This window comes from Bradyrhizobium algeriense (assembly GCF_003062295.1).
GTDB lineage: Bacteria > Pseudomonadota > Alphaproteobacteria > Rhizobiales > Xanthobacteraceae > Bradyrhizobium > Bradyrhizobium algeriense.
This window is the reverse complement of sequence record NZ_PYCN01000027.1, coordinates 70,314-92,820: the sequence shown is the minus strand read 5'-3', so window position 1 is coordinate 92,820 and position 22,507 is coordinate 70,314. Positions and strand designations below refer to the sequence as shown.

At 63.1% G+C, this 22,507-nt stretch carries 17 protein-coding genes and 1 pseudogene; 10 read left to right on the top strand and 8 right to left on the bottom strand.

The window, feature by feature from the left end:
* The 4 genes and pseudogenes from C7G61_RS33525 to C7G61_RS33510 form a co-directional block, all read right to left on the bottom strand.
* Window positions 1-115: pseudogene (locus tag C7G61_RS33525) on the bottom strand (IS110 family transposase); the annotation flags it as partial.
* Between the two features lie 96 nt (window positions 116-211).
* Window positions 212-886 (bottom strand): L-2-amino-thiazoline-4-carboxylic acid hydrolase, encoded by a 675-nt coding sequence (locus C7G61_RS33520; RefSeq protein WP_108521970.1) that lies wholly within the window; start codon window positions 884-886, stop codon window positions 212-214.
* Between the two features lie 26 nt (window positions 887-912).
* Entirely contained in the window at window positions 913-1,299 is a 387-nt protein-coding gene (locus C7G61_RS33515) for a RidA family protein (protein WP_108521968.1), read from the bottom strand.
* 1 nt (window position 1,300) lies between these two features.
* Window positions 1,301-2,170 carry a VOC family protein gene (locus C7G61_RS33510; RefSeq protein WP_108521965.1) on the bottom strand — a complete coding sequence of 290 codons (870 nt, stop codon included), beginning with the start codon at window positions 2,168-2,170 and terminating at the stop codon, window positions 1,301-1,303.
* A gap of 128 nt (window positions 2,171-2,298) precedes the next feature.
* On the opposite strand from C7G61_RS33510, the gene C7G61_RS33505 reads away from it, so the two are divergent.
* From C7G61_RS33505 to C7G61_RS33485, 5 genes are all read left to right on the top strand, one after another.
* A complete protein-coding gene (locus C7G61_RS33505; protein ID WP_108521963.1) occupies window positions 2,299-2,925 on the top strand; it encodes a LysR family transcriptional regulator in 627 nt (208 codons plus the stop codon).
* Window positions 2,926-2,932: 7 nt separating this feature from the next.
* Window positions 2,933-3,775, top strand: coding sequence for an aldo/keto reductase (locus C7G61_RS33500; protein ID WP_108521985.1), 843 nt, complete (start codon window positions 2,933-2,935; stop codon window positions 3,773-3,775).
* 171 nt (window positions 3,776-3,946) lie between these two features.
* Window positions 3,947-4,909, top strand: a complete 963-nt coding sequence (locus C7G61_RS33495; RefSeq protein WP_244608583.1) for a DMT family transporter — start codon at window positions 3,947-3,949, stop codon at window positions 4,907-4,909.
* A gap of 281 nt (window positions 4,910-5,190) precedes the next feature.
* Window positions 5,191-8,037, top strand: coding sequence for an autotransporter outer membrane beta-barrel domain-containing protein (locus C7G61_RS33490; RefSeq protein ID WP_244608580.1), 2,847 nt, complete (start codon window positions 5,191-5,193; stop codon window positions 8,035-8,037).
* Window positions 8,038-8,178: 141 nt separating this feature from the next.
* A complete protein-coding gene (locus C7G61_RS33485) occupies window positions 8,179-9,261 on the top strand; it encodes a zinc-binding dehydrogenase (protein ID WP_108521957.1) in 1,083 nt (360 codons plus the stop codon).
* A 210-nt stretch (window positions 9,262-9,471) separates the two neighbouring features.
* On the opposite strand, the gene C7G61_RS33480 is transcribed toward C7G61_RS33485, so the two are convergent.
* Window positions 9,472-10,623 (bottom strand): DJ-1/PfpI family protein, encoded by a 1,152-nt coding sequence (locus C7G61_RS33480; RefSeq protein ID WP_108521954.1) that lies wholly within the window; start codon window positions 10,621-10,623, stop codon window positions 9,472-9,474.
* Window positions 10,624-10,912: 289 nt separating this feature from the next.
* Between C7G61_RS33480 and C7G61_RS33475 the strand changes: the two genes are divergently transcribed.
* Window positions 10,913-12,340: an FAD-binding protein gene (locus tag C7G61_RS33475; protein ID WP_108521952.1), complete on the top strand. Its 1,428-nt coding sequence runs from the start codon at window positions 10,913-10,915 to the stop codon at window positions 12,338-12,340.
* 22 nt (window positions 12,341-12,362) lie between these two features.
* On the opposite strand, the gene C7G61_RS33470 is transcribed toward C7G61_RS33475, so the two are convergent.
* Both C7G61_RS33470 and C7G61_RS33465 read right to left on the bottom strand, forming a co-directional pair.
* Window positions 12,363-13,247, bottom strand: coding sequence for a LysR family transcriptional regulator (locus tag C7G61_RS33470; protein ID WP_244608579.1), 885 nt, complete (start codon window positions 13,245-13,247; stop codon window positions 12,363-12,365).
* A 785-nt stretch (window positions 13,248-14,032) separates the two neighbouring features.
* On the bottom strand, window positions 14,033-14,494 hold the full coding sequence (locus C7G61_RS33465) for an Lrp/AsnC family transcriptional regulator (RefSeq protein ID WP_108521948.1): 462 nt from the start codon (window positions 14,492-14,494) through the stop codon (window positions 14,033-14,035).
* A 137-nt stretch (window positions 14,495-14,631) separates the two neighbouring features.
* Here C7G61_RS33465 and C7G61_RS33460 point away from each other — a divergent pair, with 137 nt between their 5' ends.
* The 4 genes from C7G61_RS33460 (at window position 14,632) to C7G61_RS33445 (ending at window position 21,464) form a co-directional block, all read left to right on the top strand.
* Window positions 14,632-16,998, top strand: coding sequence for a transketolase (locus C7G61_RS33460; RefSeq protein WP_108521946.1), 2,367 nt, complete (start codon window positions 14,632-14,634; stop codon window positions 16,996-16,998).
* Between the two features lie 392 nt (window positions 16,999-17,390).
* On the top strand, window positions 17,391-18,821 hold the full coding sequence (locus C7G61_RS33455; protein WP_108521943.1) for an aldehyde dehydrogenase family protein: 1,431 nt from the start codon (window positions 17,391-17,393) through the stop codon (window positions 18,819-18,821).
* A 142-nt stretch (window positions 18,822-18,963) separates the two neighbouring features.
* On the top strand, window positions 18,964-19,854 hold the full coding sequence (gene bla / locus C7G61_RS33450; protein WP_190242084.1) for a subclass B3 metallo-beta-lactamase: 891 nt from the start codon (window positions 18,964-18,966) through the stop codon (window positions 19,852-19,854).
* A gap of 197 nt (window positions 19,855-20,051) precedes the next feature.
* The gene (locus C7G61_RS33445) at window positions 20,052-21,464 is read left to right on the top strand and encodes a C13 family peptidase (protein ID WP_108521940.1); all 1,413 of its coding nucleotides are present in this window, start codon (window positions 20,052-20,054) and stop codon (window positions 21,462-21,464) included.
* Window positions 21,465-21,489: 25 nt separating this feature from the next.
* Here the strand turns inward: C7G61_RS33445 and C7G61_RS33440 are convergent, their stop codons facing one another.
* A complete protein-coding gene (locus C7G61_RS33440) occupies window positions 21,490-22,458 on the bottom strand; it encodes an SMP-30/gluconolactonase/LRE family protein (RefSeq protein ID WP_108521938.1) in 969 nt (322 codons plus the stop codon).
* Between the last annotated feature and the right edge of the window lie 49 nt (window positions 22,459-22,507).

The following is a 22,507-nucleotide window of genomic DNA, read 5'->3' as shown; positions in this document are numbered from 1 at the left end:
ACCACCTCTGCCGCAGCACGATGGCGCCGCGGTCATCATGACCCACGAGGTGGAACGAGTTCTTGCCGATATCGATGCCGATCACGGCGATCGCTGCGTTGAGTTTCTGAGACATGGCGTGCTCCTCGTCTTGAGCGCCCCTTGCCAGTTTCTCGTACTGGCAGGGCCGGAGCACGGCCGGATCATTCCATTAGCAGATACCCGGCGTGTCCTACTCCTGTTCGACCCGCGAGAACCGAAAATTGCAGTGACTCGCACCGCCAGCCAGCGTTTGTGTCCGGTCCAAGCGAATGCCACGTGTTGCATAGGCCTCGAAATCGAGTCCGCAAATGTGCGGTAGGATTTCTTGATCCCCATAGCGCGCTGCGAATTTGCAGAAGCCGCAAGCCTTGTAGTCGATGCCGAATTCAAAGTTGTCGCCCGGGGCCGGCTCGACGAAGTCGTAGACGAAATCTTCCGGATATTCTTCCTGATGGCTTTTTGCAGCCTGCTCGCGCAGCAAGGTCTGATTCTCTGGCGACATGAACTGACGCCCCGAGGCGAGCCGTTCGGCCATGGGTACGGTGAGCAATTGCGCCTTGTAGGTTTCTCGCTCGATATTGCCGATCACGGGCAGCGGCACGCCGTGTCGCCGGAGCACCCGACCGATGGCCATAAAGCCCATTAAACGCATGAAGAAATCGCTCATGCGACTTGCCGCGCCGCCGACATAAGGCATCTGGATGAGCACGATTTCGAATTCGTCCATCACCTCCTGTCTGATCCCGTCAATGTTGGGTAGGTGCGTCTGCTCGCGCAGCATTGCTTCGGCAAGGTCGAGGCGTTGGCGCATGGCGGCCTCCATTGCGCTGCGATGCGTCTCGTAGAAGGGATGAATTTCAGGCATAGGGTATCCTCTCCGGCACAATCACCCTATTCCGCAGCGATCGCCTCGATTTCAAGCAACCATTTTCCGTCGACGGTTTCAGCTATCATCACCGTGGACGCGGGTTCGTTCCCCTGCAGCATCTTGCGGCGAATAGCGCGGTTGGCCATGACCTGGCTTCGGTCGGTCAGGAACGTATTGACCTTGACCAGATGCTCGACGCCGAGGCCGGCGGCGGCGAGCACCTCGATGACGTTGCGCCAGGCTTGCTCGCATTGCGCCTCGAAACCTTCGGGCACACTGCCATCAGGTTTTTCCGGCACCTGGCCGCTGACGAACAGCAGCCGGCGATGCTGGCCGAGTTCCAGCCCCATGCTGTAGCCGCTGGAAGGCGCGTGGACGCTTGCGGGATTATGGCGGGTGATGTGAGCCATGTCAGATTGTCTCCTGTTGTATGAATTCCAGCGCCAGACCATGCGACGCCGCGGGCGAAACGAGCAACACAGCGCCGGCAATTTCGAAGTCGACGCCGTTGTTTTTCAATATCCGCCTGGTCGCATCCAGATCGGTGACCGCCAAACGCGTGGCGCAAAAGCGCGGCGAAGTATTGCTGGCTAAGCCCGGCAGACGGCGCGCCATTTCGGCTGGGTCGAGCACGGTGATCCGATTGCCGCTCTCGCCGACCGTCAATCGCCCGGGCGCAAGCTCGGCTGCGCTTTCCGTGAAGCGTTCGAGGAAGCCGCGGTGCTCCGCAGGCTCCGGCGCCGACATCACGACCTCGATCACGCGCAAGGCGCCGTTGGGGTGGCGCTGATAGTCGGGCTTCCAGAATAGTTCCGGCGGATGACGCTGCTGGCAGGTGAAGAAGGCGATCCCGGGCATGGCGGGATCGGTGGCGAAGGCCAGTGAAAACTCAACGCGCGCCGTGCCTCCGCCCGGTAGTGCCGCGTCACGGCCAAAATCGAACGGCGCATAGGCGCCGATGTGATTGGCCTTGAAGTGCGCCGCATCGGCATGGGCGTCGTCGCTGTGCAAAGCCAGCATCGACATTCCTTCCGCGGTGGAAAGAAAATCCCGGTTATGGGCGGCGAAGCTGAATCTATCAGGCGTGGCCGGCGGTACCGCCGCAGCATCGGTGACGGCCAGAAGTTCCAGAAAATTGTTCCCGAACATCGCGAGGCGATTGCTCGTTCCGAACGGATGCACGCCGGTCGGCGTGAGATTGAAACCGAGCGTTTGCCAATCCAGCGCAGCCTGCGCCAGTTCGTGGACACAAATGACGAGATGATCGATTAGGCGTGGCATGGGATCTCCGGACGCTGTGCACCGACCGTAACCGGCGGCAGCACTGCGGGGCAAAGCATAGTTGCTGCAGGTGTGCGCAAGAAAATCTATTGCAAGACCAGCGCCTATCAGTGACAAACTGGACGGCGATGACCTACATCCTTCCCCCGCTCAATGCGCTCCGCGCGTTCGAAGCCGCGGCGCGGCATCTCAGCTTCAAGCTGGCCGCGCATGAGCTGCACGTGACACCTGCCGCCGTCGGGCAGCAGGTCAAGGCGCTGGAAGCGCGCCTGGGCGTACGCCTGTTCGAACGGCTGCATAAGCAGCTCGTCCTGACCGCAGCCGGCCAGGCCTATCTGCCCGAAATATCCGACGGCTTTCGCCGCATCGCCGATGCGACCGCGCAGTTGAGGCCGGTGGGCGCGGTGTTGCTGCAGCTCGGCGTGCACGGCAGCTTCGATCTGCGCCGTCTGGAACTGGAGGCGTTTCGCGCAAGCCACGCGGAAATCGGCTTGCGGGTGCTGCAGCCCGCCGGCCTGCACGAGTTGATCGAAGGCAAGGTCGATCTGCTGATAGCGCGTGGGCTCGGCAACCATCCGGGCTACCGCTGCGACCGCGTGACGGAGGGATCCGGGCTCGGCGATTGGCTGATTGCGCCTGCCGGCACCGCGGACTGTCCCGAGATATCAAGCTTCCGCGATTGGCTGCGCGCTCTCCCGGTCGAGAATTCGCTCGCGCTGCATCGTCGTCGTGCGGTCGGCATGGTCAGAAGTTGAGGTGATCTTGAAACAGAAAAAATTCGGCACAGGCGGCCCCAACGTATCCGTGATCGGGCAGGGCACCTGGTATCTCGACCGCGGCGACCGCAAGGCGGCCGTTGCGGCGCTGCGCCGTGGCATCGACACAGGCATGGCGCATATCGACACCGCCGAGATGTATGGCGACGCGGAGCTCGTGATCGCAGACGCGATCGCGGGGCTGCCGCGTGAAAAACTGTTTGTGGTCTCCAAGGTGCTGCCGAGCAACGCCTCGCGGCGCGGCACCATCACCGCCTGCGAGCGTTCGCTGAAGCGGCTGAAGACCGATCATCTGGATTGCTATCTGTTGCATTGGCGCGGCTCCTATCCGTTCGAGGAGACGGTTGCGGCTTTCGACGAACTGGTGGCGGCCGGAAAAATTCGCTCGTGGGGCGTCAGCAATTTCGACGAAGACGATCTCGACGAACTGCTCGATGTCGCGGGCGAGGGCAAGATCGCCTGCAACCAGGTGCTCTACCATCTGCAGGAGCGCGCGATCGAGCACGCGGTGATTCCGTGGTGCGAGCAACACGGTGTCGCCGTCGTCGCCTATTCGCCGTTCGGCCATAATGATTTTCCGTCCGCGCGCAGCAAGGGCGGCGAGGTGCTGCAGGCGATCGCTGACGCGCACAAGGCGACCGCGCGCCAGGTCGCGCTGGCGCTTCTCACGCGGGCAGCTTCGGTGCTTGCAATTCCCAAAGCCTCGAGCGCGGAACACGCGGCGGAGAACGCCGCCGCCGGCGATCTGAAACTGAGCGACGCCGAGATCGCCGCACTCGACAAGGCCTTTCCGCGCGGACCCAAACCGCGCGGCCTGCCGATGCTCTGAGGGAACACCGTCCTTAACAAAGTGTTGCAATTGCCCCCTCAGCGCATATCCGCATCCTGTTTTCGGACCTAGTCGCGTCGGGCTATCTGGTGTTTTTTAAAGCCTCGCCCGAGTCGATCATTACTGCCTTCGAGAATTGCCGTGACACCGCCCCCCGCCGCAGCCGCGAGGCTGGACAGCGCTCCATTACCTTTTCCCGAGAGGAAGAAGTCCGTCGCTCCAGCTGCGCCTGCGCGCGCCGACCGGCCGTTCAAGGGCATTGCGCTGGTGCTGGCCTCGACGATCTTTCTCGGCACCTCCGACGTGACGGCAAAGTATCTCTCGGCGACACTGCCCTCGATCGAGATCGCCTGGATCCGTTTCCTGGTGTTCGCGATGATCATGACGCCGGCGATGATGCCGGGTTCGCCATTGTTTGCGCTGCAGACCAACCGGCTCGGCCTGCATCTGATGCGCGGTGCGGCACTGCTGGGCTCATCGCTGTTCTTCATTTCCGGCCTGCGGTTCCTGCCCATTGCGGAAGCTTCCGCCACCGGCTTCGTCGCGCCGCTGTTCGTCACGGCGCTGTCGATCATCTTTCTCGGCGAGAAGGTCGGCCTGCGCCGCTGGATCGCCACGGCAGTGGGCCTGATCGGCGTGCTCATCATCCTGCGCCCCGGCACCGGCGCGTTTCATCCCGCAGCATTCTTTCCGCTGGTCTCGGCGCTGGCCTGGGCCTGCACGCTGATCATGACGCGGATGATGAGCGGCACCGAGCGCGCCATCACCACCATGACCTATTCGTCGATCGCGGGCCTACTCATTCTCTCCGCGCTGGTCCCGTTCGTCTGGGTGACGCCGACCTGGCACGACATCGCCTTCGGCATCCTGATCGGCGTTGCCTCCACTGCAGGCCAGTGGATCGTGGTGCTGGCGTTCCGCTATGCGGATGCGTCCGTGCTGGCGCCGTTTTCCTACACGCAATTGCTTTGGGTCAGCGTGCTCGGCTTCCTGGTGTTCGGCGAAGTCCCTGACGCCTACACCATCACCGGCGCCGCCTTCATCGTAGCCTCAGGGCTTTACACCGCCCATCGCGAGCGGGTGCGGCGCTCGCAGCTTCTGGCTGTCTCGGGCGAGCCGTCGCCGAACGCCTGATCCTGCCCGGCCAGGCAGTCATAGCCAGGCCGCCAAACGTGGCGCGAGTGCCACAGCGGCGCCGCAAAACGCTCGGTTGTGGCGCAAATCTGACGGATTCAACGCCGCATCCGTAATTCTACGGCGGAACCCATGCTAGTGAATCCCAATGGCGCCGCAGAGCGCCGGGGAATGGGGTTAGGGCGTTGCATTTTCAGTTGCTACCGTCGGCGCAGGGCCGACGCCGCCGGGATGCGGCTGCGTGCGCAGTCGCACTGTCGGCGTTTGTCGTTGGTCTATGTTTGTCGACTACCCCTGCGAATGCGGCATGCGCGCCCGATCCGGTATCGAGCGGCCAGACCGTCACCTGCAGCGGCAACGTCCCAACCGGCTTTCAGGCCGGCGGCGGCGTCGACAATCTCACCGTCAACGTGCTGCCCGGCGCGACCCTCAGCGACGGCGGCGGTGGCGTGATCATCGGCGTCAACGACTTCAACACGGTTACCAACAGCGGCACGCTCACCGCCGGGCCATCGAGCACCGGAATCTTCGCCGGCGTGAACAACACGATCGTCAACGCCGCCTCCGGCATCATCACCCTCGGCGACAATGGCGTCGGCATCTTCGCCGCCGGCAACAGCACCGTGACGAACGCCGGCCAAATCACGATCGGCGACGCGGCCGGACTGGTGGCCTCGATCGTTGCCATCAACGACGACAACACCGTCAGCAACCTCGCCGGCGCAACCATCACCGTCGGCCTCAACGCCGACGGCATCCTGATGCAGGGCGATCGCGCCATCGTCAACAATGCGGGCACGATCAACGTGACCGCTTTCGGTGCCGCCATCGACGTGTTCGGCGACGATGCGCTGATCACGAGCAATGGGATGATCAACGCCAGCGACAACGCGGCCGGCATCTCCACGCAGGGCGACCGCGCCCTGATCACCCATTTCGGCACCATCAACGGCGGCGTTGCAAGCGCTGGCGTCGCTTACAACGGCTCGTCCGGTACGATCAACAACAGCGGCCGTATCCTTCTCGGCGACGACGCCGTCGGCATCGTCGTGCTCGGCGATTCCAACACTATCACCAACAGCGGCACCATCACCGTTGGAGCCGGCTTCGCCGTCGGCATCGACGTCACCGGTTTCGGCGGCAGCAATTCCATCATCAACACCGGCACGATCAACGTCGGTGCGGGCGCGACGGGTATCCTCGTCAGCGGCACCGGCACCGTTTTCAATTCGGGCACGATCAACGCCGCGACCGGTTCCGCGGCGATCGAGTTCTGCGGCGGCTGCGGCATCGCCAACGTGCTGACGCTGGGGCCGGGCAGCGTCATCAACGGCCTCGTGCTCGGCACCGGCATCGATACATTCCAGCTCGGCGGCACCGGCAAGGACACCTTCAACCTCAGCCTGATCGGCGCCGGCCAGCAATATGACGGCTTCACGACCTTCAACAAGATCGACAGCTCGAACTGGACCGTCACCGGCACCGGCGCGCAGGCCTGGAACGTGCTCGGCGGCACGCTCTCGGTCAACGGCACCATCAACGGCTTCGTCACCGTCAATGCGGGCGGCACGCTCGGCGGTACCGGCACGATCGACAACGTCTTCGTCAATGGCGGTGTGCTCGCGCCGGGCAATTCGATCGGCACCCTCAACGTGGCGGGCAGCCTGACGTTCACGGCGGCGTCGAGCTACATGGTCGAGATCTCGGGCACCAGCAGCGATCTGACCCTCGTCACCGGCGTGGCGACCCTTGGCGGCGCTTCCGTCGTGGTCGTTCCGAGCGGCACGGTGGCCAGGCAATACACGATCTTGACCGCCGGTAGCGTGCCCGACACGTTCAACCCGGTGGTTACTGGCGTTTCGTCCAACCTGAATCCGACGCTGAGCTACGACGCCAACAACGTCTATCTGAATTTCGCGCTGAATTACGGCGGCGGCCTCAACGTCAACCAGCAGAACGTCGCCAATGCGCTGACCAATTTCTTCAATGCCACCGGCGGCATTCCTGCCGGCTTCGCGTCGCTCTCGCCGGCCGGCCTGACGCAGGTCTCCGGCGAACTGGCGACCGGATCGCAGCAGGGCACCTTCGACGCCATGAACCTGTTCCTGTCGCTCATATCAGATCCGTTCGTGGCGGGCCGCAATGGCGGCTTCGGTGGCAATGCAGGCGCGATCCCGTTCGCTGAAGAGAGCGCGCTCGGCTATGCCGTGAAGAAGCCGCGCGCGGCGCGCGATGCCTTCGGCAAATTCCCGACCAAGGCGGATGTCGTGCGCAACGACCTGTTCGATCAGCGCTGGAGCGTCTGGGGCGCAGCCTTCGGCGGCGGCAGCAACACCTCTGGCAATGCCGCGCTGGGATCGAACGACGCGACCGCCCGCGCATTCGGTTTTGCTGTTGGCGCCGACTATCGCCTCTCGCGCGATACGCTGGCCGGCTTTGCGCTCGCCGGCGGCGGCACCAATTTCAGCGTCAGCGGTTTCGGTTCCGGGCGCTCGGACCTGTTCCAGGCCGGCGCCTTCATCCGCCACAACATCGGCGCGGCTTACATCACCGCCGCGGCGGCCTATGGCTGGCAGGACGTGACGACCGAGCGCACGGTCACGGTGGCCGGCTTCGAGCGCCTGCGTGCCCAGTTCAATGCCAACGCGTATTCCGGCCGCATCGAGGGCGGCTACCGTTATCTGGCGCCGTGGATGGGCATCACGCCCTATGCCGCCGGCCAGTTCACCACCTACAGCCTGCCGGCCTATGCCGAGCAAATGCTGGCGGGCGCCGGCACGTTTGCGCTGAACTATGCCGCCAAGGACGTCACGGCTTCGCGCAGCGAAATCGGCGTTCGCACCGACAAGTCGTTTGCGATGTCGAACGGCATCCTGACGCTGCGCGGCCGCGCCGCCTGGGCGCATGATTTCAACACCGACCGCAACGTCACGGCCTTGTTCCAGACGCTGCCGGGCACGGCCTTCGTCGTCAACGGCGCAGCGCAGGCGCATGACTCGGCGCTGGCTACGGCGGCTGCCGAGATGAAATGGCTGAGCGGCTGGTCGGCGGCGGCCATCTTCGAAGGCCAATTCTCCAACGTCACCAATTCCTACGCCGGCAAGGGCGTTGTGCGCTATGCGTGGTGATCCTCGCCATAGCGTTTTCGAGCGAAGTGGCCACCGGTTCGCGTAAAGAAAACGCGTAAAATAAAAAGATCCAGCATTATCGGTTCTGATTCAATCAGAACCGATAATGCTTTAAGGTGAAAAAAATCACCGGGAGGAACCATGCGCGCAGCCATTTTCCGCAACGGGGAAATTGTCGTCGACGAGATGCCTGAGCCCAAACCGGGGTCCGGCATGGTGCTGGTGAAGTCGCTGGCCTGCGGCATCTGCGGTTCCGACCTGCACGCGCGCAAGCACGCGCACCGCATGGTCGAACTGGCAAAACATTTTCCCGGCCGCAAGCCGATGGACCTTTCGCGCGACGTCGTGTTCGGCCATGAATTCTGCTGCGAGGTGCTCGACTATGGTCCGGGCACGACGCAGAAGTTGAAGCCTGGCACCAAAGTCTGTTCGCTGCCGGCGCTTTTGACCGCGGAAGGCCCGCAGGGCATCGGTTATTCCAACGACAATGTCGGCGCCTATGCCGAGCGTATGCTGCTCAGCGAAGCCTTGCTGCTCGAAGTCCCGAACGGCCTCGCCGCCGAGCATGCCGCGCTGACCGAGCCGCTGGCGGTCGGCGTGCACGCGGTGGCAAAAGCCAATATCAAAGGCGGCGAGGTGCCGCTGGTGATCGGCTGCGGGCCGGTCGGGCTCGCCGTCATCGCGGCGCTGAAGATCAGGGGATTGCACCCGATCGTCGCTGCGGATTATTCGCCGGCCCGCCGCGCGCTCGCTGAAAAGCTCGGTGCCGACGTGGTCGTCGACCCTGCGCGCACGCTACCTTATGCGACGTGGGCCGAGCACGCCCAGATGTCGCCGGAAGAAAAGGCCGCGCGCCCGCCGCTGCAGGCGTTGCTGCCGGCGCTGAAGCCTGCGCTGATCTTCGAGTGCGTCGGCGTGCCCGGCCTGATCCAGCAGGTGTTCGAGGGCGCGCCGCGCGACGCGCGCATCGTCGTGGTCGGCGTCTGCATGGAAACCGACCGCGCCGAGCCGATGCTCGGCATCCTCAAGGAGCTCAACGTTCAGTACGTGCTGGGCTACACGCCGGAGGAATTCGCGTATTCCTTGCGCCTGATCGCGGAAGGGCAGGTCGATGCCGCCTCGATGGTGACTGCCAGCGTCGGCATCGACGGCGTCGCCAAGGCGTTCGCCGATCTCGCCAACCCGGAAGCGCACACCAAGATCATCGTCGAGCCGTGGCGATGATGATCGTCGGGGCAGCGTAGCGATGTAGAGTGGGCAAAGGCGCGCGAGCGCCGTCTTAAAGGATGCAGATCCGCGCTCTCTCCACGTCATTGCGAGCCACCCGGTCGGCGCGAAGCGCCGCCGGATGACAGGCTCCGCGAAGCAATCCATCTTTCTGTGCACGAGGTGACAATGGATTGCTTCGCTGCGCTCGCAATGACGGGATGGCCCTCACTGCGTCGCCCGGTGCCTTGGGTACTCGAGCTGCATCGCGACGAAATCGGTGGTGCGCGTTCCGTAGCGGGCCGCAATCCCGTTCAGCGCGTTGTCCAGCGCTTCCGCTGGTTTCCGATCCGCTACAGACGGCAGCAAACGTTCCACCGGCCAATTCGCTGCGATCTCATCGGGCAGAATGCGAATGCCGTTCCTGGTCTGTTGTGCGCCTGCAGTGCTCGCGAACGTCACCGCCTGCGACCGATAGGTCCGCGACCATGCGTCCGCAACGAGCGCCAGCGACACTTCGTCTACGCCTTCCTTGAGTTCGATGCCGAGCCGCTCGTGCGCCCAGAACGCGGTCGTATTGCCGATCGCCGTCAGCGCGAACGGACGCGTGAAGCGAAACTCGTCGCTTTCATGCCGTGCGTCCCAGTCGGCGAGGCCGATATCGCGGCCGACAGCGCGCGCCTTGTCGCGGCCGGCAATGGCCTCGATCAGCGCCAGCGACATCGGCATCGACGCCGTGATGCCGGTCGTCGTCGCCACGCCGTCATCGACCACCAGCCGCCGATCTTCGACATAGCGCATCGTGGGATGCTTGCCGCGCAATTCCTTGACGGAATACCAGTGGGTGGTCGCCCGCTTGCCATGCAGCAGCCCGGCATCGCCGACCACCTTGGCGCCGACGCAGACGCCGATGATGATCGCCTTTTTGGCCGACTGATTCCTGATCCATTGCAGCGCCTCGGGATCGTCGTCGCGGCTCATGGCGGGAACGATGACATAGTCGGCGCCGTCGGGATGCCGCGCATCGAACGTCGCTATGGTCGCCTGCGGTTCGATCTTCAACGCCGGAAACAGCGTCATCGGGCCGGGGCGGGTTGCCAGCGTCACGACGTCGGCGACGTCGGCGCGCTTGAGGATGCCGTAGGGCATCAGGTAATCAGTAGTTTCGGTGGCGTCGTTGATGCCGATGATGGCGATCAGCGGGCGCTGTCGCTTCGGCGGCTTCAGCGCCAGGATCGTCGCGTCACGCTCGTCTTGCGTGATCGCTGGCGGGGCTGCGACGGAAGGCGCCGTCGGAAGCGAGAAAATCCAGGCTCCGCCGATCATGGCGGCAAGTGCGATTGCGCCTATCGCACTCCACAATACACGTCGCGAATTCATGATTTGCTGGCTCGCGTCTCATTCATTTCAATCGACTCCCGTTCTACTGCCGCGATGATCTGCCTGAAATGACGTAAATCCGTCGAAAACGGCCATGCATCGCGGAACTGCGAGGACGGGTTCCACGACGCCAGACTTGTTCACGCTCACACTATGAACGGCGACCCGGGACAGGCGGGATCCTCCCGGTTTGCGGGAATGTCCATCCGGCGCCGCGGCGATTGTCTGATGCCGCGCGACGCCACAGCTTTGCGGGCAAGCATCACGGCCTCTGGACAAGGAGGGTTTCATGCCATCGGACAGACGCATGTTTTTGAGCGCAGGCCTGGGTGTCACCGCCGCCGCGCTCGCCAGCGGGCTCACGACATCGGCGCAAGCGGTCGATCGTCCGCAGCTACCCGGCAATGTCAGCCTTGACCCGGAGGTTCGCGCCGCAGCGGCGCATGATTTCGGCCGCCTCATTCACCGGCAACCATGTGGCGTACTCAGGCCCGCATCGGCTGCCGACATTGCGAGCCTGATGCGTTGGGCGAAAGGCGAGGGCGTCAAAGTGGCGGCGCGCGGGCAGGGCCATTCGATTTATGGCCGCGCCTTGGTCGAGAACGGTATCGTGGTCGATATGGGCGCGATGAACTCGATCCGCGATATCAAGGCCGATCGCGTCGTGGTCGACGCCGGAGTGGCGTGGAAAGATCTGCTCGAGGCGACATTGGCGCAGGGACTCACGCCGCCGGTGCTGACCAACTATCTCGGCCTCTCGATCGGCGGAACGATCGCGGCGGGTGGCATCGGCGCGGCGTCATCAAGGCATGGCATGCAAACCGACAACGTCATCGCGCTGGATGTGGTGACGGGCGAGGGGAATGAACTGAGCTGCTCGGCGGCCGAAAATCCCGATCTCTTTAACGCCGTCCGCGCCGGCCTCGGCCAATGTGGCATCGTCACACGGGCGACGCTGCGCCTAGTGCGCGCGCCCGAGCGTATCAGGCGCTTTCAGCTCTTCTACCGCGATTTCCCGTCGCTGGCGGCAGACCAGCGGCGCGTCCTGTCGGAAGGGCGCTTCGACCAGTTGCAGGGAGCGATCCTTCCCGATGGAAACGGCGGTTGGAGGTATCAACTCGATGGCGCGGTAGCTTATGGGAGCAGTTCGGCGCCTGACGACGGGGCCGTGCTTTCCGGATTGTCCGATGAGCGCGGCGCCGCCGTCATCGCCGACCTGACCTATCACGAGGATGCGCTAGCGTTTGGAAAGTTCGAAAATCTGCTGCGGTCGAAAGGCCAGTGGTCCAATCCGCAGCCCTGGCTGTTGACATTCCTGCGCGGCAGCAACGCCGAGCGAGTTGCCGGCGACATCCTGGCCGGGCTGACGGGCGATGCTGTCGGTCCGTTCGGGCGGATAGCCCTCTATCCCTTGCTCACGGGCGCGTTTCACACGCCGCTGGTTCGGCTGCCAGCGGAAGATATCGTGTTTGTCTTCAATCTCATTCGGATTCCGGCCTCGAACGATGCGGCGACGGCGGAGCGGATGGTCGCGGAAAATCGCACGCTGTTCGATCGCATTCGAGAAGCCGGCGGCGTTCTCTATCCGGTCAGCGCCTTTGCCATGTCGCCGTTCGACTGGGAGATTCACTTCGGGTCTGGCTGGCCGCAGCTTCGCGAGGCCAAGCGGCGCTATGATCCCGAACATCTGCTTGCGCCCGGCTATAATGTATTCTGATGCGCAAATGTCTTGCGAGGTGCTAGAGCAGATCGGTCTTCAGGCTGCTCGCGAGAAAATCCACGAACCGACGGACGCGTTCCAGCGGCGCCCGCGTCGGCGGCCAGACCAGCTGAATCGGCATTCCATCGGCTTCAAATTCCGGCAGTACGATTGCAAGCGCGTCCCGCGCGACGAGATCGTTGATTTGCCATAGTGGTAGCAGCGCAAGGCCGGTGCCTTCGCTCGCGGCCGCGCGGATCGAAGCGGCGCTGTTCGAACGAAAGCGACCGTGCACCTTGACCGACTGGAGCCGGCCGTCGATGCGAAACGGCCATTTGTCGATCACATCAGTACCGGCCCGCAGGATGCAGGCGTGCTGTTCGAGATCGTTTGGGTGCTTCGGCCGGCCGTGTTGGGCGAAATAGGATGGCGCGCCAACGATAACGACGCGCAGCGTATGCAACCGCCGGGCAATCAGGGACTCATCGGTGGAGTCGCCGATCCGCACGGCGATATCGAGGCCGTCGGCAACGAGATCGGCCTGCTCGTCGGAGGCCCGGAGTTCGACATCCACATTGGGATAGAGATTTAGAAAACGGCTGACGATCGGCGCCACATAGGATGACGCAAACAGGATGGGCGCACCGACTTTCAACGGGCCGGAAATTTCGCCGCGCAGGCTGGCTGCCTCGGTCCGCGCTTCGATGATCGCTGCAACCGCCGGCTTGATGCGCTCGTAGAACACCCGCCCGGCCTCGGTCGGTTCCGATCGTCGCGTGGTGCGTTTCACGAGTTCGACGCCGAGGGCGCGTTCCAGCGTCAGCAGCGACCGGTTGAGCGACTGCAACGGGCGTCGAAGATGCCGTGAGGCCGCCGCCTGGCTGCCCTTCTCGATAACAGCCAGGAAGGCTTCGAGATCGTCCAACCGTTCCAATTCGATATACCGCTTCTGATATACCGCCCCTCGGGATGGTGGAGCGAGCAAGCAGCAATTGCAAGGTCCCACGATTGCTGCGAGTTGATTTGCTTTGCGCGCAAGCACAACTTCGTGCAGCGGTCTGCGACAAACTGGCACGACGGGCAAATCAGTCAAAACCTGTCCAGCCCTCTTTGCAAAAATATTCCGCTTTCGTTCTCACCCAAATCACTCGCATAACTCCGCCCGTCTCACGGCAGATGAGGGGCGCTCGCGATCGTCACGAACGTGCAGTGAGATGCGATGGACGCGGAAGGCGCGCTAGACGTACGCGCCGAAAGCGTACGGCGAAGTCGTGTGGTTCGGGCGCCGCGGTGCTGGCGCTAAGTTGGCGGTTGCGCATCGATCCTATCGGATCGAGCGCGGTGTCCCGCCGGCGATGGTGGCAAGAAAGCCGTTCACCAGGAAGAGCACGAAGTAAGCCGTAAAGCCATTGCGCAGGGAAGGCCGGAATGCTCCCGCTGCCCTGTATGCTCGTGTGCAGTTTTGTTTGTGCAAATCGCACGCGAGACCGCGGGTGCAGCAAGCACCCGGTCTTCCCTGCGCCCTCTAAGTTCTGGAGGGCAAACGAAGATGCAAACCTCGGACGCAACGCGCCGCGAGATCGCGAAGTTATGTCGTAGGATGGGTGGAGCGAAGCGATACCCATCGCCACACGCACTGGCATTGATGGGTATCGCTTCGCTCCACCCATCCTACGGGACTGCGCTCGCAATGACGTGGAGAGTGTCGTGTCACACCGGCAGCGCGATCGAATACTTCACCTGGCTCAGCGCAAAGCTCGACTCGATCGAGGCGATGCCGTCGAGCCGTGTCAGCTTGTTCTTCAGGAACGCTTCGTAGGAGGAGAGATCGGCGGCGACGACGCGCAGGAGATAGTCGCGGTTGCCGGTCATCAGGTAGCATTCCAGCACCTCGTCCCATTTCGAAATCGCTTTCGCAAACCGGTTGAGGTCCTCTTCCTTCTGCCGCGCCAGCTTGATCGAGATGAAGACGCTGACATGGAGCCCCAACGACTTCTGGTCGACGGTCGCGATGTAGCGCGTGATGACGCCGCGCTCTTCCAGAAGCTTGACCCGGCGATGGCAGGGCGACACGGACAGGCCGACCCTGTCGGCCAGTTCCTGCATGGTCATTCGGCTGTCGGATTGCAGCAGGCCGAGAATCTTGCGGTCGATGGCGTCGAGGTCAGGCATTGGGATGGACTCATGGTTTGGAGGAGGTTTGTGGGAAATTATCCCAATATTGTGGGGTATGTCGCAGGAAATTGAGAAATTTGACACCTCGCCGCCCGCTAAAATCGGCGCATACTGATCCTGTCCGGAGCATGGCCATGCCCATCGAGCCCGCACGCCTTGAGCTATTGTCCGCACTGGCGGCCAAGGTTCTCTGGCTATCGTCATGGACGATCCATCACGCCAATCACGTCAGGCCCAATACCGATGGACTGAAAGTGGGCGGCCATCAGGCCTCGTCCGCCTCACTCGCCAATATCATGTCGGCGCTGTACTTCTCGGTGCTCCGTCCGCAGGATCGCGTCGCGGTGAAGCCGCATGCGAGCCCGGTGTTCCACGCCATCCAGTATCTGTTCGGCCACCAGGCCCGCGAGAAGCTGGAGAATTTCCGCGGCTACAAGGGCGCGCAATCCTATCCCTCGCGCACCAAGGATGCCGACGACGTCGATTTCTCCACCGGCTCGGTCGGTCTCGGCGTCGCGCAAACCCTGTTCTCCTCGCTGGTGCAGGACTACGTCACCGCGCATGGCTGGATGAAGGACCGGCCCGAGGGACGGATGATCGCGCTCGTCGGCGATGCCGAGATGGACGAGGGCAACATTTTTGAGGCGCTGCTGGAGGGCTGGAAGCACGGCCTGCGCAACACCTGGTGGGTGGTGGATTACAACCGCCAGAGCCTCGATGCCGTCGTGCGCGAAGGGCTGTGGGCGAAGTTCGAGAGCATGTTCCGAAATTTCGGCTGGGAGGTCGTGATCGTGAAATACGGCCGCCTGATGCAAGCGGCATTCGCCGAACCCGGCGGCGAAGCTTTGCGGCGCTGGATCGATAATTGCCCGAACCAGATGTATGCGGCGCTGTGCTTCCAGGGTGGTGCCGCCTTCCGCAAGCATTTGCAGGACGACGTCGGCGATCAAGGGCAAGTATCGCAACTGATCGACCGCCGCAGCGACGAGGAACTGCTGGCGTTGATGTCCAATCTCGGCGGACACGACATGGCTAGCATGATCGAGGCCTTTGAAGCCATCGATCACGACCGCCCCGTCTGCTTCATCGCCTACACCATCAAGGGCGTCGGCCTGCCGATGCAGGGCCACAAGGACAACCATGCGGGCCTGATGACGGTCGCGCAGATGGAGAAGTGGCGCGCCGCGCAGAACATCCGCCCTGGCCATGAATGGGACAAGTTCGAAGGCTTGTCGCAGCTGCCGGCCGAGCTCGAAGCATTTCTGACGGCCGCGCCCTTTAACCAGGAAGGCCGCCGCCGTCTCACCGCGCCCGTCATTGACGTTCCGCAACAGCTCACCTTCAAGCCGGCGGCGCAGATGTCGACCCAACAGGGCTTTGGGCTGGTGCTCAATGAACTCGCGCGCGGCGATACGGAACTGGCCGCGCGTATCGTCACCGCGTCGCCCGACGTCACCGTCTCGACCAATCTCGGCGCCTGGGTCAACCGCCGCGGCCTGTTTGCCAAAGCCGAGAACCACGACCTGTTCCGGCAGGAGAAAATCCCGTCGACCTTCAACTGGGATTATTCGCCCAGGGGACAGCATCTGGAACTCGGCATCGCCGAGATGAACCTGTTCATCATGCTCTCGGCGCTCGGGCTGTCGCATGCGATCAATGGCGAACGGCTGCTGCCGGTCGGAACGCTGTACGATCCCTTCATCGAGCGCGGCCTCGATGCGCTGAATTATGCCTGCTACCAGGACGCCCGCTTCATGGTGGTGGCGACGCCATCCGGCATCACACTGGCGCCGGAGGGCGGTGCGCATCAGTCGATCGCCACGCCGCTGATCGGCATGGCGCAGGATGGGCTGGCCTCGTTCGAACCGGCCTTTGTCGATGAACTTGCCGTGATCATGGGATGGGGTTTTCGCCACATGCAGCGCGAAGCCGGCGAGGGCGGTTCGGTCTATTTGCGGCTCTCGACCCGCACGCTGGACCAGCCGCAGCGCATCATGGCGCCGGAGCTGCAAAGCGACATCACCGAGGGCGCCTACTGGCTGCGCGAGCCGGGGCCGAACTGCGACATCGTGATCGCCTATACCGGCGCGGTGGCGCCGGAGGCGATCGAGGCGGTGGGCTTCATCGGCGAAAGCCACCGCGATGTCGCTTTACTGGCGGTAACCTCGGCCGACCGGCTGCATGCCGGATGGTCCGCCGCGCGGAATTTGCGGCGCGACCGCCGTGGCATCCAGTATCTCAGCCATGTCGAAAAGCTGCTGGCGCCGTTGCCGCGCGATTGCGGCATCGTGACCGTGATCGACGGCCATCCGGCCGCGCTCGGCTGGCTCGGCAGCGTGCGCGGCCACCGCGCCGAGACGCTCGGCGTCGAGCAGTTCGGCCAGACCGGTACAATTGGCGACCTCTACCGCCACTACGGCATCGACGCCAACGCCATCATCGATGCAGCGGAAAGCCTGACCGTCGGCGCGCCGGTGCGGCACCGCAAGATGGCGGTGTGAGGTACTGATGCGAGACTTCCGATGCCGCGCCACCCCCACCCCAACCCTCCCCCGCAAGCGCGGGAGAGGGGGCACATCTGGGGCCTCGGCGGCGATCGCATGACATTTGAGTTGATTGAAGTTGCGTCTAGACGCTGCATTGAATTTTCACTCGCTGCTGCGGCAATCTTCTCCCTCTCCCGCGTGCGGGGGAGGGCCGGGGTGGGGGTCTCTCCGCACGACAGAATGCCAGCGTGAGCACCTTGCTACCCTGCCATCCCTGTCCTTATATCCAGCGCCTGCCGCATCGCGGCACCCCGCATATGGCGGGTTCAACTGCCCTGGCTTTCGTGCAAGGATGCCTGCCGAACGCTACCGTTCCCCTCCATTGCTCCGAGATAAAGAGGTTTCCGATGGTCAATCGCATGCAATTCTACATCGATGGCGCCTGGGTCGATCCCGCCGTCAAGAAGTCCACCCCCGTCGTCAACCCGGCGACCGAAGACGCGATGTATGAAGTTGCGCTCGGCTCCAAGGCCGACCTCGACAAGGCCGTGGCCGCCGCCAAGCGCGCCTTCGTGACCTATTCGCAGACCAGCCGCGAGGAGCGCATCGCGCTGTTCGAGAAGATCATCGAGATCTACAAGACCCGCATGAAGGACATCGGCGCCGCCGTCTCCGATGAGATGGGCGCACCGCTGCCGATGGCTGAACGCCTGCAGGCCGGTGCCGGCCTTGGCCACATCGCTTCCACGCTCGAAGTGCTGAAGAACTATCATTTCGAAGAGACGATCGGTTCGGCCGTCGTCGTGCGCGAGCCGGTCGGTGTCATCGGCATGATCACGCCCTGGAACTGGCCGCTCAACCAGATCGCCTGCAAGGTCGCGCCCGCGCTCGCCGCCGGCTGCACCATGATCCTCAAGCCCTCGGAATTCACGCCGACCTCGGCGTTGATCTTCGCCGAAATCCTGCATGAAGCGGGCGTGCCGAAGGGTGTGTTCAACCTGCTCAACGGCCTCGGCCCCGAAGTCGGCGCTGCGATGGCCGAGCATCCTGATATCGACATGATCTCGTTCACCGGCTCGACCCGCGCCGGCGTCGACGTCGCCAAGCGCGCCGCGCCCACCGTGAAGCGCGTCAGCCAGGAACTCGGCGGCAAGTCGCCGAACGTCATCCTCGAAGGCGCCGACCTCACCAAGGCCGTCACCGGCGGCGTGATGCACATGTTCAACAACTCCGGACAGTCGTGCAACGCGCCGTCGCGGATGATCGTGCCGCTGTCGAAGATGAAGGAAGTGGCCGCAATCGCCAAGGGCGTCGCCGACAAGACCAAGGCGGGCGATCCCCGCGCCGAAGGCACCACCATCGGCCCGGTCGTGTCGCGTATCCAGTGGGACAAGATCCAGGCGCTGATCAAGAAGGGCATCGATGAAGGCGCGACCCTCGTCGCCGGCGGTCCCGGTCTCCCCGAGGGCGTCAACAAGGGCTTCTATGTCCGCCCGACCATCTTCGCCGACGTCACCAACGACATGACGATTGCCCGCGAAGAAATCTTCGGACCCGTGCTGACGATCATCGGCGCCAAGGATGAAGCCGAAGCGGTGAAGATCGCCAATGACACGCCCTATGGTCTCGCCGGTTACGTCACGGGCGATACGGTGGAAAGCGCGCGCCGCGTGGCCCGCCAGATCCGCGCCGGCAACATCAACCTGCAGGGCGTGCCGAACGACCGCACCGCGCCGTTCGGCGGCTACAAGCAATCCGGCAACGGCCGCGAGTGGGGCAAGTACGGCCTTGAAGAATATCTCGAGGTGAAGGCGGTCGCCGGCTACAACGCCGCGTAAATTGATGCGGCGCTCGCGCCGATCGTGAAAGATGCCGGCTGCTGAAAAGCGGCCGGCATTTTTTTGACCAGAATCATCGTCAGGCTAAGACTCGTCGATGCCGACACGGCGACGATGCAACAAGAAAAGACGGAGGATGCCCGTGAAGAAAATCGTCGTGGCGCTCGTCGCGCTGCTGCCGCTTGCCGGGACAGTGCAGGCCCAGACCGTCAAGGATCTGCTTGAGACGCTCAAGGTAAAGTGGAACACACCGACCGAGCCGTTCAAGATGATCGGCAACGTCTATTATGTCGGAACCGACGGCCTGGCGTCCTACCTGATCACGTCGCCGCAGGGCCATATCCTGGTGGATACGGTGATGCCGGAGGCAACGTCGCAGATCAAAGCGAACATCGAGAAACTGGGCTTCAAGATCACCGACATCAAATACCTCGTCAACACCCATGCGCATATCGATCACACCGGCGGCCTTGCCGAATTGAAGCAGGCCAGCGGCGCCCAGATGGTCGCGGGCGAAGCCGACAAGCCGTTGCTCGAAGGCGGCTACTATCCGGGCGCGCAGGAAGATACGGCGCTCAATTTTCCGCCGGTGAAGGTGGATCGCATGGTGCGCGAAGGCGATAAGGTCGCGATAGGCGATGTCACGCTGACCGCCCGCGAAACCCCCGGCCATTCGCCGGGCTGCACGAGTTGGGAATTCTCCGTCAGGGATGGCGACGCCACGCGATCCGTCCTCGTTTTCTGCAGCGGCACCGTGGCGCTGAACCGCCTCGTCCCCAACCCGACCTATTCCGGGATCGTCGCCGACTACCGGAAGACGTTTGCACGGGCGAAGGACATGAAGGTGGATGTGCTGCTCGCGCCGCATCCGGAAATGTACAGGATGCAGGACAAGCGTGCCATGATCTCGGATGGCGCGCCCAATCCATTCGTCAATCCCGGCGAGTTCAACGCCTATGCCGCGACGCTGGAAAAGGCGTTTGAAGACGCGCTCGCCAAGCAGACCGCCGACGCACAGGAAAAGAAGGGGTGAACGAACGCAGGGCCTGCCTGCGTGGAACCGCGCAAAGTAGTTAATGCAAAGCTGCCGAAGGTCAATCTCGGGTCCAACAACCGAAAGGTGATGGTACGAAATAACGCAATTCGGATCAATTTCGTAGATCGAATAAATCAATCGTTCGTCTTCTACCCTCACGATATCGCGGGAGTTGGGTCTTTGGTCGGTCAGGTATGAAGAATTTCCTCTGGATCATGCGGACAACGCTGCGCGCGGCGCTTTGGCGGAGCACCGCGGCCGAGTGTTCGGTCTCGGTTTTCACCGTCCTCGTCTTCGCGACCTTGGCTATGGGTTCGGAAGCCGCGCGCCAATATCTGACGGTCGATAGTCCGTCGTTCTTCAGCATCTATGGTATCAATTCGATCATTGCTGCGATGGCGGTTTTCGTCGCGATCGCTTCGCTGTTTATCTCGAAGGATCGCGCGGTCGTCCTGGCGCAGCTTGCGGTGCTGGCCACGCTTCTGGAGTGGATGCTGATTGCGGCCCGCCGCGTGCCGTCCCCTATTTATAATCCGATGCCGGGCATCTGGACCGAATCGGACAAGGTAGTCCTTGCCATTATTATCGTGGTGGTCTGGTGGATCGGTGCAGTTGCCGCCATCTTCCGCGGCGCCGGCATCGGGCCTTATCAGAGCTCGGTGCTGCGGGCCCTTTGGCTGTGTGCGGTCGCAGGAGCCGCGATCGTCGCCTTGCCGGCATTTCCGACATTCCTCAGCCGCGATTACAATCAGTCCTCCTACAATATCTGGGAGTGGGGCTACGCAAAATTGTTGAAGCCTCCTCCAGCGGACGATTCGGCTCCAATCGACGCAGCGGCGGTCGAACTCTCGCAGCCACATCTTGTCGAAGCAGAAATCAAGAAGCTGTTGCCCGAGCGCAAGGGCACAACCGACGTCTATGCCATTGGCGTTGCAGGCTGGTCCGACCAGGACGTGTTTATCAAGGAATTGAACGGCGGTTTGTCGATCCTGAGCAGGTCGCTCGGCATGGATCGCGGTACGATGCGGCTTGTGAACCATCGCGATACCCTTGTGACCACCCCGGTGGCCACCCGCACGAACTTTGCGGCGGCGGTGCATGCCGTGGCTGGGATCATGAACAAGGACGAAGATATCCTGGTCGTCTTCATCACGTCGCACGGTGGGCCGACGGGCGTCGGACTCTTCCTGGGCGACGCCATGACCGCGGTACTCAGTCCGGAACACGTCGCATCCGTTCTCGATCGCGAAGGCATCCGGAATCGGGTGGTGATCGTTTCGGCCTGCTATTCCGGCATATTTGCCAAGCGGCTTGCGTCGCCGGACAGCATCGTCCTGACGGCCGCGGACGAAAACAGCACGTCATTCGGCTGCTCCAACGAGCGCGAATGGACCTATTTCGGCGATGCCTTCTTCAATCAAAGCCTCGGCGAGAGCGTGTCGCTGGAACAGGCTTTCGAGGATGCGAAGGGGAAGATCTCGCAATGGGAGGCCCGCGACGAGTTGCCTCCGTCGTCGCCGCAGGGCCATTTCGGCGTGGCGATTTCCGAGAAACTTGCGAAGCTCAAGCTCGGCAAAAAGATGCAGGCCTCTACCGAGGAGCGCTAGCTTTTCGAAAGCCTTATGGATTGCGTCAGCCGCCCGGCGCGCCTTGCGTGTTCACGTAGAGTGCGTAGATCGACTGGCTAGCGGCCATGAACAGGCGGTTGCGCTTCAAGCCGCCGAAGCAGAGATTGGCGCAGCGTTCGGGTAGCGCGATGCGGCCGATCATCACGCCATCGGGGGCGAACACCACGACACCGTCGAGTTCGGGATCGCCCATGCCCCAGCCGCACCACAGATTGCCGTCGATGTCGCAGCGCATGCCGTCGGGTGTGCCGGGGCCGGCGTCGACCAGGACGCGCTTGTCGGCAAGCTTGTCGCCGCTGGCCGCGACGTCGTAGGCAAGGATCTTGCGGTTCGGCACGCCGCGGGATTCGATGATGTAGAGAATCTTCTCGTCCGGCGAGAAGCACAGCCCGTTCGGCCCGAGCACGCCCTCGGCGACGATGGTGGCTTTGCCGGTCGCGCCATCGATCCGGTAGACATTGGCGTCGATCTCCGGCTCGGCCTTGTAGCCCTCGTAATTGCCGAGCAGGCCGAACACCGGATCGGTGAACCAGATCGAGCCGTCGGATTTGACGATCACGTCGTTCGGAGAGTTCAGGCGCTTGCCGTCGAAGGAGTCCATCAGCACTGTGATCGATCCGTCATATTCGGTGCGGGTGATGCGGCGGCCGCCATGCTCGCACGTGACGAGCCGTCCCTGACGGTCGCGGGTGTTGCCGTTGGCGAAGTTCGACGGCTTGCGGAAGATGCTGACCGCGCCGGTCTCCTCTTCCCATTTGAGGATGCGCTGGTTCGGAATGTCGCTGCACAGCAGGTAGCGCCCGTCGCCGAACCACACCGGGCCCTCTGCCCAGCGCAGGCCGGTGGTCAGCCGCTCCACCGCCGACAGCTTGAGCCAATATCTCTCAAAGCGCGGATCGAGTGCGCGGATGGCCGGATCGGGGTAATACGTGGCCGGGCGCCAGCCGGTGGAATGCGATGCTGCATCGGACATTTGCTGTTCTCGTTGTTGCGTTTCCCTGACAGTTGGATTTGCTATCATT